This is a genomic window from Pseudomonas sp. GW821-FHT01A09 (assembly GCF_058986725.1).
Map to the genome: position 1 here is coordinate 1 of NZ_JBYSWB010000014.1, position 15028 is coordinate 15028.

Here is a 15028-nt window from a genome sequence, read left to right on the forward strand (position 1 = left end):
AATGCCCGTATCTTGCGATACGGGCATTTTCTGGAATTGGCAAGCATATTTCCAGGGTTTCCACACAGTCTGATGGAGGGCGATTCGCGGCGTGCCACCGATTCAGAAGCCGGAACGCGGGTACCCCGAGCGCCAGCGAGGGGCCAATGTGGGGCGCCGCCCAGGCTGGAGCGCAAGCAGGGCCACACACCAATCTCCAATCCGCCGCAGGATACAAATACCCATCCAGACACGCAGACGCCGGAGCCGAATGCGGGCCGTTACTGGATGACACTCGACCCAGAAGCCTGATCGCAGTGGCAGGGTAGGGCAAAGCGCTCGACCCTTTACCCCTGCCTTTTTCTCCAGACCTGCAACTCCGAAGGCTTCAAACGGTAGCGCGCTAGCACCCCTTCATGGAGACGTCTCAGCTCGCCGATAATCACGGCTTCTACGTCATCCTGTTCCGCCCCCGGCACTTGGTCCGCTACGCATTGCTGAATGATGCTCAACGGATCGCTATCGGGGCTTTGCACGACCTGGCGGATCGTGCTCTTGATCAGGTCTCTCCAGGACAGACGGATCGGGTCCGGTTCCGCCAGTTCCTGGCGAATGACCAGATACTCCTGAGCTGAGCGCTCATAGGCCCATACATAGAGATCACGCAGCAATTCGACCCGAGTCATCTCATAGACGCCCAGAGTGGCCCGGCTGTAGGCGACCTCAGGCACGTCGAGAAAGGTGAGTGGGCACAGGTTTGCGCGGAACAATGGCAGGTTGGCGGCTAACCGGGACGTGCGTTTATTGATATCGGCGAAGGGCTGAAGGTACGGCAGATGCACCATCACGAAAAAGGACTGCTCGAACGGATCGCCGATCTCATTGGCCTTGGCCAATAGCTCATCCAGCAACTGATCGATAGCCTGGGGTGTAGACAATGGGCGGTAGACGCTCTTGCCGATATCTACCGCGTGCTGACGGATACGACCTTCGTCGGCGGAATTGGGCAGCAGGTTCTCTGCCAGGACGCTGTGCAAGTTCATCAAGGTGTAGCGGTTGAATTCGGCAGTGTCGATATTCTCGACCAGCAATTCTATTGCCGCCTTGTGGTTCAGGATCATCTGCGTTTCCATCAGCGGCTTGCCGCGCGCAGCCCTGCCGTGCTCGATGAGTTCTAGGGTATCAAGGCGTGAGTAGGTATTTCCCTCCAGATGACTGGACGCCCAGGACAGGTCGATCAGCAGTCGATTGAGTATTGCCCGGCTATAAGTTCCGGCAGGTGCCTCGGATCGCGAGGTTCGCCCGATGTTGTGCAACTGGCGCCTCAAAGATTCTGAAAGGTACCAGGTGCGGTTAGGTACATAAGCGTCGAGAAACTCGCGCTGATAGCCCACAGGGGTACGGGCCTCTACCGGTTGGTCGATGTAATCGAGAATGTCGGTACTGTCGGCGGAAAGCGGTATCGCCTTGGGAAAGCTGTCAGGCTGTTCGACCGTTGCGCGTGGGCCGAGGGCGATGTAGCGACGCGCCCGTGCCTCGCCGCGCGTGGTGATGATGCCTTCGTCGGCCATTTGCCTAAGTAGACGCTGCGCAGTGCGCCGAGCCAGGTCGGGATGGTGCGCGAGCAGCTCAGCGAGCGTCAGACCCGACGGGGCTTGCAGAATGGTTTTTTGCAATGCTTGGGCATTTGCCATGGTGAGTTGGCGCGATTCTGAATGGGCTTGGCGCGATTCTGGCGCGATTTGAGGAATCGCGCCAACTTTTGGCGCGATTCTTTGGCGCGATTCGCGAAATCGCGCCAAAACGCTGTTGGCCGCAACGTTCTGCGACCCCGGCTCCTGTGGCCTGTAGCGCATAACCCCGGCCGCTACCATCATCGACGCCCTAACGCCCAGGGCTGCGGAGCCAGGATTTTTTCGCCAGTGCCTGTCCCCTTTTTGGCGCTCGGCTGTCACTGCAGGTAAGTGAATCCAGAAGAGAGCGCATCCATGTCCGCACTGACACGCCGTCGGCCCCGAATGGCGTCATCGATTTCCTGTCGCACCTTGTGCCTGAGCCTGTTGCTCGGCGGCGGCTCCCTGGCGGCGTCGATCGCCTCGCCAACGGCCGTTGCCGACAGCGCCAATCGCACCTACAAGTTGCCCGCAGGCGACCTGGGCGCGGCCCTGACCCGTTTTGCCGGCGAGGCGGGCGTGAGTCTGTCGGTGGACCCGCAACTGGTCAGCGGTCGACGCACGCCGGGGCTGTCCGGCAGCTACAGCGTCGAAGCCGGTTTCGCCAATCTGCTGCAAGGCAGCGGCCTGCAATTGCAGGCGCTAGGCGACTTGGCTTACACCTTGGTGCCGGCGCCGCAGGGCGCGCTCGAGATCGCGCCGACCAGCATTCTCGGCGCGGCCGCGGGCAGCGCCAATGCTGACGGTGAACGTTACGCCGGCGGCCAGGTGGCCCGTCGTGGTTCCCAAGGCTTGCTCGGCAGTCGCGACTTCATGGAGACGCCGTTCAGCATGACCACCTACACCAGTGAGGCGGTCAAGAACCTGCAGGCCCGAACTCTTGGCGATCTGGTGGCGAGCGACCCTTCGGTGCGCGCCACCAATCCTGCGGGCGGGCGTTACGAGCAATTCACCATTCGCGGTTTCAGCCTGTTCAACAGCGACGTCGCCTATAACGGCCTGTACGGCATCCTGCCGACCTACAGCATCGATATGGAAATGGCCGAGCGGGTCGACGTGCTCAAGGGCCCCAGCCAATTGATCAACGGCATTTCGCCGCGCGGCAGTGTCGGCGGTGGGATCAACGTGGTGCCCAAACGCGCCACCGACAAACCCATCAGCGAATTCACCGGCAGCTACGCGTCCGACAGCCAGGTCGGCGGCGCCGTCGATATCGGCCGACGTTTCGGCGATGAAAAGCAGTTCGGCCTGCGCTTCAATGGCGTCAAGCAGGCCGGCGACACCGAGTGGGATCATCAAAGCGTCGACCGCCAGATGTACGTGCTGGGCCTGGATTTTCGCGGTGAACGGCTGCGCCTGTCGACCGACATCGGCCACACCGAGCGCGCCACCGATGCGCCCCAGGAGCGCGTGCAGATCGGCGCCAATGCCAGGGTCCCGGACGCCGACGATGTGCGGCGCAACTACGCGCAGTCCTGGAGCCAGGCGCGCACCAACGATACCTTCGGCGCGGTCAACGGCGAGTTCGACGTCAATGATTCGCTGATGGTGTACGGTGGCGTGGGCGCGCGCAAAAGCGACCATGATTTCCTCCGCCACGCGGTGTCCGTCACCAACAACGCTGGCGACTTCAGCGTGCAGCCCCGTGATTTCACCCGTGACGAGAACGTGCGCACCGCCACCGCCGGGGTGCGCAACTGGTTCCACACCGGCCCCGTGAGTCATGAAGTCAACCTGGCCGCCAGTTACTTCTACATGGACTTCACCAACGGCGGCGCGCGTTATGCCGCGGCGCCCAGCAACCTCTACGACCCGGTGCAGACGCCGACGCCGACCAACGCCACGCGCCAGGACGACAAGGTCTACACCGAGAACCGCTTCACCGGCGTGGCGCTGTCCGACACTCTGGGCTTTTTCGACGACCGGGTACTGTTGACCCTGGGCGGGCGCTGGCAGCGAGTCAAGGTCGATGACTGGACCAACGGCATCAAGGGCGACACCGCTTATGACGAGCAGAAGATCTCGCCATCGGGCGGCCTGCTGTTCAAAGCCACCGAACGGCTGTCGCTGTACGCCAACTACATGGAAGGCCTGAGCCAGGGCAAGATCGCGCCGTCGACCTCGATCAACGAGGACGAGATCTTCGCGCCGTTCGTCAGCCGTCAGATCGAAGTCGGCGCCAAGTACGATCTGGGTGCCTTCGCCCTGACCGCAGCGGCATTCCGCATCCGCCAGCCGGCGTACGAGACCAACACTGCCACGCGGCGCTTCGGCCCCAATGGCAAGCGCGAGAACAAGGGCGTGGAGCTGAGTGTCTTTGGCGAGCCACTCAAGGGTGTGCGCTTGCTCGGCGGTGTGATGTACGTCGACAGCAAGCTGACCAACACCACCAATGGTGCCTACGACGGCAATCGCGCGCCGGCGACGCCTGAGTACAACCTCAACCTGGGCGCCGAGTGGGATGTGCCGGGCGCTGCCGGACTGACCCTGACCGGTCGCGGTATCTATTCCAGCTCGCAGTACCTGGACCAGGCAAATACCAAGGAGATCGATGCCTGGCGCCGCTTCGACGTAGGCGCTCGCTATGCATTCAAGGTCGACGGCAAGGACGTGACCCTGCGCGGCAGCGTCGAGAACGTCATGGACGCCCGCTACTGGGCCTCGGCCGGCGCATCTGACGACAGCGAGCCTGGGCTGACCCTGTCGACCCCGCGTACCTACCTGCTCTCGGCGACCGTCGGCTTTTGAACGCCCCTGTAGCGAGGGGGCTCGCCCCCGAAAAATAGCGGCCCCATCCACCCTCGGAGAATGAGAGATTTTCGGGGGCAAGCCCCCTCGCTACAGTTTTTTGGGCGAATGACCAAATCATCGCCTCACCTCGCTTTGCCACATTGATTACGCAAAATATGCAATGCGCCCTTTCGATATGTATCGAGGGAAGGCACAATTCGCATCCTTTTTTTTGCTGGCCTTGCCGGGGGTCTCGAAATGATCAAGACGCCGTACTACCTCATCGACAAACAGAAGCTGCTGGGCAACATGCAGAAGATTGCCTACGTGCGCGAGCAATCCGGCGCCAAGGCGCTGCTGGCGCTCAAGTGCTTCGCCACCTGGTCGGTGTTCGACCTGATGCAGGAGTACATGGACGGCACCACCTCGTCGTCGCTCTACGAACTCAAGCTTGGCCGCCAGAAATTCGCCGGCGAGACCCACGCCTACAGCGTCGCCTGGGCCGATGACGAGATCGAGGAGATGCTCGACAACTGCGACAAGATCATCTTCAACTCCATCGGCCAGCTCCAGCGTTTCGCCGCAGCCAGCGAAGGCAAGGTGCGTGGCCTGCGGGTCAACCCGCAGGTGAGCAGCTCCGACTACCTGCTGGCCGACCCGGCGCGGCCGTTCAGCCGCCTCGGCGAGTGGGATCCGGTCAAGGTCGAAGCGGTCATCGAGCAGATCTCCGGCTTCATGTTCCACAACAACTGCGAGAACGGTGATTTCGGTCTGTTCGATCAGATGCTCGGCACCATCGAGGAGCGCTTCGGCCACCTGCTGCACAAGGTCGAGTGGGTCAGCCTGGGCGGCGGCATTCACTTCACCGGTGAAGGCTATGCACTGGACGCCTTCTGCGCACGCCTCAAGGCCTTCTCGCACAAATACGGCGTGCAGGTCTATCTGGAACCGGGCGAGGCCGCCATCACCCAGAGCGCGTCGCTGGAAGTCACGGTGCTCGACACCCTCTACAACGGCAAGCACCTCGCAGTGGTCGACAGTTCCATCGAAGCGCACATGCTTGATCTGCTGATCTATCGCCTCAACGCCAAACTGGCGCCGAGCGACGGTGAACACACCTACATGGTCTGCGGCAAGTCGTGCCTGGCCGGTGATATTTTCGGCGAATATCGGTTCCCGGCACCGTTGCAGATCGGTGATCGCCTGTCGTTCGTCGATGCGGCGGGTTACACCATGGTCAAGAAGAACTGGTTCAACGGTCTGAAGATGCCATCCATCGTAGTGAAACAACTCGATGGTACGGTCGAAGTTGTACGTGAGTTTGGTTTTGCAGACTATCTGTCCAGCCTTTCCTGAGCTGGCAGCCTGAGGAGAAGTAAAGAAATTGAAGAAGAACGTTCTTATCATTGGTGCAGGAGGTGTCGCCAAGGTGGTGGCCCACAAGTGCGCGCAGCACAACGATGAACTCGGTCGTATTGCTATCGCGTCGCGCAACATCTCCAAGTGCCAGGCCATCATCGACAGCGTCAAGGCCAAGGGCAGCCTCAAGCAGCCGGCCGACATTCTGGCGTTCGCGCTCGACGCGCTGGACGTCGGAGCGACCAAGGCGCTGATCCGCGAGACCGAATCGCAGATCGTCATCAACGTCGGCTCCGCCTTCCTCAACATGTCGGTGCTGCGTGCCTGCATCGATACCGGCGTCGCCTATCTCGACACCGCCATTCACGAAGAACCGGGCAAGGTCTGTGAAACACCGCCCTGGTACGGCAACTACGAGTGGAATCACCTCGAAGAGTGCCAACGCAAGAACATCACCGCCATCCTTGGCGTGGGCTTCGACCCGGGTGTGGTCAATGCCTATGCGGCACTGGCGCAACAACAGTATTTCGACCGCATTGATTCGATCGACATTCTCGACGTCAATGCCGGCTCCCATGGCAAATATTTCGCCACCAATTTCGACCCGGAAATCAACTTCCGCGAGTTCACCGGACAGGTCTGGAGCTGGCAGAACAGCCAGTGGACCAGCAACACCATGTTCGAGGTGAAACGCACCGACGATCTGCCGGTGGTCGGCTCGCAGAACCTCTACCTCACCGGTCACGATGAAGTGCACTCGCTGTCGAAGAACCTCGACGTGCCCAACGTGCGTTTCTGGATGAGCTTCGGCGAGCACTACATCAATGTGTTCACCGTGCTGAAGAACCTCGGGCTGCTGTCCGAGCAGCCGGTCACCACCGCTGAAGGCCTGCAGGTCGTGCCGTTGAAAGTGGTCAAGGCCGTGCTGCCCGATCCGTCCTCGTTGGCCCCGGGCTACACCGGCAAGACCTGCATCGGTGACCTGGTCAAGGGCACCAAGGATGGCCAGCCGCGCGAGGTGTTCATCTACAACGTCGCCGACCACGAAGAAGCCTTCGACGAGACCGACAGCCAAGGCATCTCCTACACCGCTGGCGTGCCACCCGTGGCCGCAGCCTTGCTGGTCGCCCGTGGCCAGTGGGATGTGCAGCGCATGGTCAACGTCGAGGAGCTGCCAGCCGAGCCGTTCCTCAAGGCGCTGGACGTGATGGGCCTGCCGACCCGGATCAAGGACGAACACGGCGATCGCCCGTGGAATTGATCTGTCGCTGATGCAAACGAGGTGCGTCACCCTCGGCGCACCTCGTCAAGCTGGCGTAGCTCGTTTCGCTAGCGCGCCTCACACACCTCCAGAAAGTCTTCCACTTCCGCCATGCAGGCTTCGCGCTCTTCGACGTGTGGCATATGGCTGGACGCCTCGAAAATCCGCCAGCGCACATCGCTGATGTGGTCCGCATAGGGCTGCACCGTGGCCGGCGTGGCCTCGTCGAAACGCCCCGAGATCAGCAAGGTCGGCACACGGATGCGCGGCAGGCGCCGGGCGGCGCATCATCCATGCCGTGGTGCCATTGATCGGCTTCGTGATCATCGGCTACGTGCTGGTCAATGCCGATATCTACGCCAAGGTCGGCGGCGGTTGCTGGTTGCTGCTGGGCATCGCGGTGGTGCTGTTCTTTAAGGCTACGGGTCGCTCCACCGAGTTCAGGGCCAACGATGCGTTGAGCTGAACTCGGGGGCATCGCGCGCTTACTTGGCGAAGCTGTACTCGCCGCCCTGTTCGATGGCCTTCTTGTACGCCGGGCGCGCCTGGAAGCGTTCGATCCAGGCGGTCAGGTTGGGGTAGGGCGCCAGCAGCCCTTGAGCCTTGGCAATTTCGCCGATGAAGCTCATCTGGATATCCGCGCCACTGAGCTCATCGCCCAGCAGGTAAGGGGTCAGGCCCAGAGCGGTATTCAGATAGCCCAGGTAATTCGCCAGTTCCGACTGGATGCGCGGCTGCAGCGGCGCACCGGCTTCGCCCAGACGTCCGACGTAGAGGTTGAGCATCAATGGCAGCATGGCCGAGCCTTCGGCGAAATGCAGCCACTGCACGTATTCGTCGTAGGTGGCAGTAGCCGGATCGGGCTGCAGGCGGCCGCCGCCGTGACGGCGGATCAGATAGTCGATGATCGCGGCGGATTCGATCAGGGTGTGCGGGCCGTCCTCGATCACCGGTGACTTGCCCAGCGGATTAATCGCTTTGAGTTCAGGCGGCGCGAGGTTGGTTTTCGCATCGCGCTGATAGCCTTTGATCTCGAACGGTAGTTCTAGCTCTTCGAGCAGCCAGAGGATGCGTTGCGAGCGGGAGTTGTTGAGGTGGTGGACGATGATCTTGCCAGTAGTCATGGGAATCTCCAGGGCGGTGTGTATAGACAGACTGCCGGGCGGCGCCGAAGTGCTATCCAAACCTCGATCCACGGTAGGCCGCGGCACAATCGCAGTGGACGGCCAGGCGAGCTTTTACTTATTATTGCCGACCTGTTTTATGCGGTCTGGTAATAACCTTCAGGTCTAAGCTTAGTGCTGTTTTCGAGCATGTACGGGCCTGGTCCACCGCCGCAATCACCGCTTGCCGCCGAGATTCCCATGAGCCAAACCCTTTCCCAGATGCGCCTGGGCCTGTTCATCCAGGCCGCCGGTCACCATTTCAGCGGCTGGCGCTACCCCGGCGCGCAAAGTGGCAGCGAAAACTTCAAGCTGATCTGGCAACTGACCGAAAGCGCTGAGCGTGCTTGCCTGGACATGGTGTTCTTCGGCGACAAACTGGTCACCAGCGCCCAGGAACATCCCTCGATGATCGTGCGCTTCGAGCCGTTGACGCTGCTCGGCGCGCTGGCCTCGGTCACCGACCGCATCGGCCTGGCGGCAACCGCCTCGACCACCTACGGCGAGCCCTATACCGTGGCGCGGCAGTTCGGCACCCTCGATCACATCTCCGAGGGGCGCGTGGCCTGGAACGTGGTGACCACGGGCTACGACAGCGCGGAAAACTTCACCCGCGCCACCCATCCCGACCATGCCCAGCGCTACGCCGTGGCCGAAGAGTTCGTCGATGTGGTGCGCGGCCTGTGGGACAGCTTCGAAGACGATGCCTACGTGCGCGATGCCCAAGCTGGCGTCTATCTCGATCCGCAGAAGATGCACCGTCTCGATCATCAGGGCGAATACTTCGACATTGCCGGGCCACTGAACCTGACCCGCAGCCCCCAGGGCCACCCGGTATTGATCCAGGCTGGTTCGTCGGGTCCGGGCATGGGCCTGGCGGCACGGGTGGCGGACGTAGTGTTCACCGCCCAGCAGGATCTGGCCGATGCGCAGCAGTTCTATGCCGATCTCAAGCGTCAGGTGGTGGCCTACGGTCGCGATCCCCGGCACTGCCTGGTGATGCCGGGCATCATGCCGATCATCGGCGCGACCCAGGCCGAGGCCCAGGCGCGCTTCGAGCAGTTACAGCAGTGGACGGATCTGGACGCGGCGCTCTTGCTGGTCAGCGATCGCCTGGGGCAGGACCTCAGCGGCTTCGATCTCGACCAGCCGCTGCCGGACCTGCCGCTGCCGCAGAACATGCGCAGCCGCGCCAAGCTGTTGCTGGACATGAGCCACCGCGATGGCCTGACGCTGCGCCAGATCTGCTATCTGGCTGGCGGCGCCCGGGGGCACAAGATCGTGGTCGGCACCCCGGCGCAGGTGGCCGAGGAGATGATCGCCTGGTTCGAGGGCGAGGCTGCGGACGGCTTCAACCTGATGCCGTCGCATTTCCCCGAAGGCCTGGACCTGTTCATCGAAGGCGTGCTGCCGATCTTGCGGCAGCGCGGATTGTTCCGCGAGCAGTACCAAGGCCGGACCTTGCGCGACCACCTGGGGCTGCCGCGTCCGGCGCACCGGCTGGCCGTCGCTGGTTGATCAGGGCAGGGGCACGGTGACGGTCACCAGCGCGCCCTGGTCATTGGTTCGGGTCAACTCGGCGTTGCAGCGCTTGGCCAGCGCGCCAATCAGCCCCAGGCCGCGCAAAGAACTGCCGGTGGCGCTGGCGCTGCTCAGCTGATCGGCGCGAAAGCCTTTGCCGGAGTCGCCGATCGACAGGTGCAACCGATCGCCATCAAGGCGTTTGAGGCGCAAGCGGATGGCGCAAGGCGCGTTGTTGCCGCCGTGCTTGATGGCGTTGGTGATCAGTTCGTTGGTGATCAGGCCGAGGTCGGAGGCCAGCTTGAAGGGCACATTGATGGGTTCGACGTCGATATGCAGGTCGGCGGCATTAGCGTTTTCAGCCTGGATCGAGGCACGGATCAAATTGGGCAGGTACACCGCCAGGTCGACGAAGCCCGTGGCGCTGCGGTGCAGTTCGGCCTGCACCGCACCGACGCCCTGAATGCGGCCGATAGCGGACTCGAGAAGCGCCTTGGCTTCGTCCCCTGTGGCGCGGATCTTGGACATCTGCAAAAACGCGATGATCAGCTGCAGGTTGTTCTTCACCCGGTGATCCAGTTCGGCCAACAGCACTTGCTGATGGGCTTCGAGGTCTTTCTGATCGGTGATGTCGGTGCAACTGCCAAAGAATCCGGCGAATGCGCCCTGGCGATAGAACGGCGCGCCCTTGTCGAGAAACCATCGATAGGTGCCGTCCTGGCGGCGCAGGCGGTACGGCAGGCTGAAGGCCTGTCGGGCCTCGAAGGCTTCCTGGTAGAGCGCCACGCTGGGGTGGAAGTCGTCTGGATGCAGGTCCTCGGCCCATCCGTAGCCCAGCAGTTGCTCGTGGCTCTTGCCGGCGAAGGCCTGCCAGGGGCGGTTGAACCAGTCGCGTAGCGGCGTCTCGCTGGAGCGCCAGATCATGACCGGCGCGTTGTCCGCCAGTTCACGGAATTCGGCTTCCCCCAGGGCGATGTCGGGATCAGCGTGCTCGGATCGGGTCATGTCGCGTTCTACCATGAAGAGTGCTGCCATCAAGAGTTGCGTAAAGGCCAATGGAATCGGTGAACAGGGTGAGCGGCGAGGGCATCGACAGGGTCAGCGGCAGGTCGCCCTTTATCAGCGCATGCACGATGTGCGCGCTGCGCGACAGGTCATGAGGCGTATAGGGCTTGGCCAGCAGGCCAATGGCGTAGCGGGTGTTGGCCTTGGCCACGTCGATCTGGCCGCTGACGAACAGCGAGAAGACATCGAAACGCTCATGCAGCAGCTGGGCGAGGTCGACCCCCTCGTCGTGGCCGCTGAGGTTGATGTCTACCAGGGCGAGGTCGATGGGCGTGGTTTCGGCCAGCCGCAACGCGTCGTCGGCGTCGTAGGCGGGGCCGATGATCTGGTGACCATCCTCTTCCAGGGCGATTTCAGCCAATAAAGCCAGGATTGGGTCGTCGTCTACAAGCAGGATGCGCATTCGGCAAAGTCTCGGCGTTGGCTCCGGTCGAAGCAGTGATGTGCAGGGGGCGCTTGAGTTGAGAACCGCTGAACATCGATCCGTTCAATCAGAAGTTGGCCGCGCCCTGTGGCCAGTTGCCCCAGTGTGCGGTAGCGTGTCACATTGCCTCGCCACTGGCAGTTGGCGGGATGCCGTGGTCGCTCGAACCATCGCCATCCGCCGTGATCACATCTGCAGGTGCTGCCGCCTCAATGCCACGCCCACAGGGACATCCGGGACGCTCCATGAGTCAAACTCCAACACAGATTCTGCAGGCCGAGATTGATCGCCTCTCTGCCCAACTGCGCGGTTTGCAGGGCCAGGAGGCGGCCCCAGGCGCCGGAGCCCTGGCGCAAAGTCAGCAGCGGTATCAACGACTGCTGGATGTGATCGACGAAGGCTTCTGCATCATCGAGATGAAGTTCGACGAGCAGGGAAAACCCTGTGATTACCTGTTCATCGAGACCAATCGCGCGTTCGAAGTCCATACCGGGCTGGTCGATGCGCAGGGCCGGTGGATTCGCGAGCTGGTGCCTGGGCATGACCAGCATTGGTTCGATATCTACGGCCAGGTGGCCCGAAGCGGTGAGTCCATCCGCTTCGAAAACCGCGCCGATGCGATGGGCCGCTGGTTCAACGTGCACGCCATCGCCTTGAACGACGGTACCGGCCGTGTGGCCGTGTTGTTCAATGACAATAGCGCTCAGCACCTGGCCGAGCAGGCGCTGCGGGAAAGTGAGGCCTGGTGGCGGGGAATCTTCGAAAAACTCAACGACGGTTTCATTCTTGCCGAGTTGATACGCGACGCCGCGGGCATCGCCACCGACTGGCGCTTCCTCGATGTGAACCCGGCGTGGGGGCGCAACGTCGGCCTCGAGCATAGCGTGGTCAAGGGCAAAACCCTGCGTGAAGTGTTCCCCGATATCGAAACCTTCTGGATCAAAGCGGCAGCCGAGGCGGTGGCGACCCAGCGTTCAGCGGCGTTCAACCACCAGGTTGGCGAGTTGCGGCGCTGGTTCGAGGGCCGGGTTCATCCTCTGGGAGGTGACCGCTTCACGATCATTTTCCAGGACGTCACCGAATATCATGCGGCCGCCGCGAGGCGCCAGGTGCTGCTGGAATTCACCGACCAACTGCGCGACATGCAGGACCCGGCGCAGATGGCATTGACCGCCGCCGCAGCCGTGGTCGAAGCCCTGAAGGCCGACGCCGCCTGCTATGTCTCCATCGCTGCGGGCGAGCGGCCGCTGGTGATTGGCGATTACCACGCCGCCGATCGCGCCCGGCCGGATTACGAAGAGCTGCTGGGGACCTTTCTGCCGTCCCGCGTGCTGCTCAACGCCGATACCCGCGGCGACTCACGCGGCGCGCTGCGCTCGGGCAACCGCACCCTGTCGATGATCAATATCCCGCTGATGGAAGCGGGGGTGCCCATCGCCGCGTTGTGCGTGCTGCACAACGAAGCCCATCCCTGGGAAGAAGCCGAGTCGCGGCTGGTGCGCGACATCGCCGAGCGCACCAACAGCGCCATCGCCCGGCGCAAGGCCGAGAACGACCTGCGAGAGCTCAACGCCTCGCTGGAGCAGACCATCATCGAGCGCACCGAAGAGTTGCTGCGCTCCGAAGAGCAACTGCGCCAGTCACAGAAAATGGAAGCGGTAGGGCAGCTCACCGGCGGCATCGCCCACGACTTCAACAACCTCTTGACCGGCATCTCCGGCAGCCTGGAAATGATGCAGAACCGCATCGTGCAAGGTCGCGTCAACGACCTCGACAAGTACCTCTCCGCGGCCTACGGCGCAGCTCGCCGCGCGGCTTCGCTGACCCATCGGCTGCTGGCCTTTTCCCGACGCCAGACGCTGGACCCCAGAGCCACCAACATCAATCGCCTGGTGGCGGACATGGCCGAGTTGATCGGCCGCACCATGGGCCCGGCGGTCGAGTCGCACATGCTCACCGGCAACGCGATCTGGACCACCCACGTCGACCCCAACCAGCTGGAAAACGCCTTGCTCAACCTGTGCATCAACGCCCGCGACGCGATGCCGGACGGGGGCAAACTGACGGTCGAGACCAGCAACCGGGCGATGGATGCCCGAGCCGCGGCGGCCTTCGATCTGCCACCGGGCAACTACGTGTCGCTGTGCGTCTCGGACAACGGCACCGGCATGGACGCGGATGTCGCCGCCAGGGCGTTCGAGCCGTTCTTCACCACCAAGCCCATCGGCATGGGGACCGGGCTTGGGCTGTCGATGATCTACGGTTTCATTCGTCAGTCGGGCGGGCAGGCGAAGATCTATTCCGAACCCGGCAAAGGCTCGACCGTCTGCCTGTATCTGCCGGCTCATCTGGGCGAAGAGCAGATAGACGAGCCGCTGCAACTGACTGAAATGCCCCGGGCGGTCGACGGTGAAACCGTGCTGGTGGTGGATGACGAACCGACGGTACGGCTGCTGGTCGCGGAAATCCTCGAGGAGCTGGGCTACCACGCCATCGAAGCGCCTGACGGACCGTCCGGGCTGCAGATCCTCGAGTCCAACGTGCGCATCGATCTGCTGGTGTCCGACGTCGGCTTGCCGGGCAACATGAACGGGCGGCAGATGGTCGACCTGGCCCGGCATGCGCGCCCCAGGCTCAAGGTCCTGTTCATTACCGGCTATGCGGAGCAGGCGGTGATCGGCAACGGCAGCCTGGATGCGGACATGCATATCATGACCAAGCCGTTTTCGGTGGAAGGGTTGGCGGTGCGGATCAAGGGGTTGATCGAGCAAGACTGACCCTCCCCACCCTTGAGGCGCCGCCAATGCACCGCCAGGCGGCGGAAGCGAAAATCAGCGAGTTTTCATGACAAAGTACATGGCTATGCTGATTACCAAACCTAGTATTCCCCAGCGTAGGGTTACCAGACTGCGTTTGATGGATTTAGGGAGGTTCTGGAGATCGGCTGAGTTCAACTCGCCTCGCTTTATATAGAAGGCGGGGTGAGTTATGTAGCTGGCGACGTTATTGATCCAGATGAATTTTTTCCAGTGGCTGTCGCTTTCAGTGGGTGCTGCCAGCGTCACTAGTGTGGAGTTTTTCATATGTTCAAGAATTTTTGTCCTTAGCTTGTAGGCTAGGTATAAGGATGCTCCCGTCCAGACAATTAGCCCTGTGACGATATACTCCGGGAAATACATGAAGAGTCTCCAAATGTTTTCTCCAGTGGCTGGCGCTTTCAGTTGGCGCTGTCGATGTCACTGATGTGGGATTGCTTATATGTGAATTATGTCTTATCGCCGGTCTCAGGCACAATATAAAGATGCCCGAGTTCAGTGGGTAACGCTTGTGATTATGTATCCGGTCATGGATGTGCTCATTTTATTGTTGTCTAGCTTTAAATTATGCCCGTCTTGATTATTGCGGAAGTCGTTATCATGCTAGTAATTAGAGCTATTTGTATCCGGTACATGATTTTAAACTTACTTTTGAGTGGTGCCGGCAAAATGCTGAAGTCATGACTGCTCATTAATCCGTTTTTTGCGTGCCATCCCGGATATGCGATGCCTGCTGCGACAATTCCAAAAAAGCCTAGCCTTATCATGATGCCGTCATGCTTTGCAGGAGCGTTATGTAGGAAATAGGGAGAGTTTTGAAAACAGTCAGTAAGCTCCTGTGTATGTTTTTTTACGAGGTGCAGTGCAACGACTGCCCAGATATAAGTCGCGAGAAATGTAAAGCCTATGATAGCGGCAACGATCAAATCAGCAGCGATCATTTGGTATACCTATAGATAATATCACCCACATACTTACCAGCTTGTTCACCTGCTCTCCCCGCCGCATAGGAGCGGAATCCGACGACGACCAAACCC

Annotated in this window: 12 protein-coding genes and 1 pseudogene; 6 read left to right on the top strand and 7 right to left on the bottom strand. The window is 61.4% G+C overall.

The features are described from left to right. Positions 1–326: 326 nt before the first annotated feature. On the bottom strand, positions 327–1856 hold the full coding sequence (locus AC3WJP_RS16710) for a Fic family protein (RefSeq protein WP_493721944.1): 1530 nt from the start codon (positions 1854–1856) through the stop codon (positions 327–329). A 111-nt stretch (positions 1857–1967) separates the two neighbouring features. On the opposite strand from AC3WJP_RS16710, the gene AC3WJP_RS16715 reads away from it, so the two are divergent. The 3 genes from AC3WJP_RS16715 (at position 1968) to AC3WJP_RS16725 (ending at position 7002) form a co-directional block, all read left to right on the top strand. Next, a complete protein-coding gene (locus AC3WJP_RS16715; RefSeq protein ID WP_493721943.1) occupies positions 1968–4400 on the top strand; it encodes a TonB-dependent siderophore receptor in 2433 nt (810 codons plus the stop codon). A gap of 240 nt (positions 4401–4640) precedes the next feature. Further along, complete coding sequence (locus AC3WJP_RS16720; RefSeq protein ID WP_493721942.1) at positions 4641–5738, top strand: carboxynorspermidine decarboxylase; 1098 nt, start codon at positions 4641–4643, stop codon at positions 5736–5738. A 28-nt stretch (positions 5739–5766) separates the two neighbouring features. After that, positions 5767–7002: a saccharopine dehydrogenase family protein gene (locus AC3WJP_RS16725; RefSeq protein ID WP_493721941.1), complete on the top strand. Its 1236-nt coding sequence runs from the start codon at positions 5767–5769 to the stop codon at positions 7000–7002. A 68-nt stretch (positions 7003–7070) separates the two neighbouring features. Here the strand turns inward: AC3WJP_RS16725 and AC3WJP_RS16730 are convergent. Next, positions 7071–7277, bottom strand: a pseudogene (locus tag AC3WJP_RS16730) (proline iminopeptidase-family hydrolase); the annotation flags it as partial. A 23-nt stretch (positions 7278–7300) separates the two neighbouring features. Between AC3WJP_RS16730 and AC3WJP_RS16735 the strand changes: the two are divergent. Continuing rightward, complete coding sequence (locus AC3WJP_RS16735; protein WP_493721940.1) at positions 7301–7468, top strand: hypothetical protein; 168 nt, start codon at positions 7301–7303, stop codon at positions 7466–7468. Between the two features lie 19 nt (positions 7469–7487). Here AC3WJP_RS16735 and AC3WJP_RS16740 read toward each other — a convergent pair whose 3' ends face one another. Continuing rightward, entirely contained in the window at positions 7488–8126 is a 639-nt protein-coding gene (locus tag AC3WJP_RS16740; protein ID WP_493721939.1) for a glutathione S-transferase family protein, read from the bottom strand. Positions 8127–8366: 240 nt separating this feature from the next. Here AC3WJP_RS16740 and AC3WJP_RS16745 point away from each other — a divergent pair, with 240 nt between their 5' ends. Then, on the top strand, positions 8367–9683 hold the full coding sequence (locus AC3WJP_RS16745) for an LLM class flavin-dependent oxidoreductase (RefSeq protein ID WP_493721938.1): 1317 nt from the start codon (positions 8367–8369) through the stop codon (positions 9681–9683). On the opposite strand, the gene AC3WJP_RS16750 is transcribed toward AC3WJP_RS16745, so the two are convergent. Then, complete coding sequence (locus AC3WJP_RS16750; RefSeq protein WP_493721937.1) at positions 9684–10691, bottom strand: sensor histidine kinase; 1008 nt, start codon at positions 10689–10691, stop codon at positions 9684–9686. It lies immediately after the preceding gene. Then, entirely contained in the window at positions 10669–11154 is a 486-nt protein-coding gene (locus AC3WJP_RS16755; RefSeq protein WP_493721936.1) for a response regulator, read from the bottom strand. Before AC3WJP_RS16755 ends, AC3WJP_RS16750 begins: the two co-directional genes overlap by 23 nt. A gap of 266 nt (positions 11155–11420) precedes the next feature. On the opposite strand from AC3WJP_RS16755, the gene AC3WJP_RS16760 reads away from it, so the two are divergent. After that, positions 11421–13952 carry an ATP-binding protein gene (locus AC3WJP_RS16760; RefSeq protein WP_493721935.1) on the top strand — a complete coding sequence of 844 codons (2532 nt, stop codon included), beginning with the start codon at positions 11421–11423 and terminating at the stop codon, positions 13950–13952. Between the two features lie 54 nt (positions 13953–14006). Here the strand turns inward: AC3WJP_RS16760 and AC3WJP_RS16765 are convergent, their stop codons facing one another. Both AC3WJP_RS16765 and AC3WJP_RS16770 read right to left on the bottom strand, forming a co-directional pair. Next, positions 14007–14354 (bottom strand): hypothetical protein, encoded by a 348-nt coding sequence (locus AC3WJP_RS16765; protein WP_493721934.1) that lies wholly within the window; start codon positions 14352–14354, stop codon positions 14007–14009. A 197-nt stretch (positions 14355–14551) separates the two neighbouring features. After that, positions 14552–14932, bottom strand: coding sequence for a hypothetical protein (locus tag AC3WJP_RS16770; protein WP_493721933.1), 381 nt, complete (start codon positions 14930–14932; stop codon positions 14552–14554). Positions 14933–15028 lie beyond the last annotated feature (96 nt).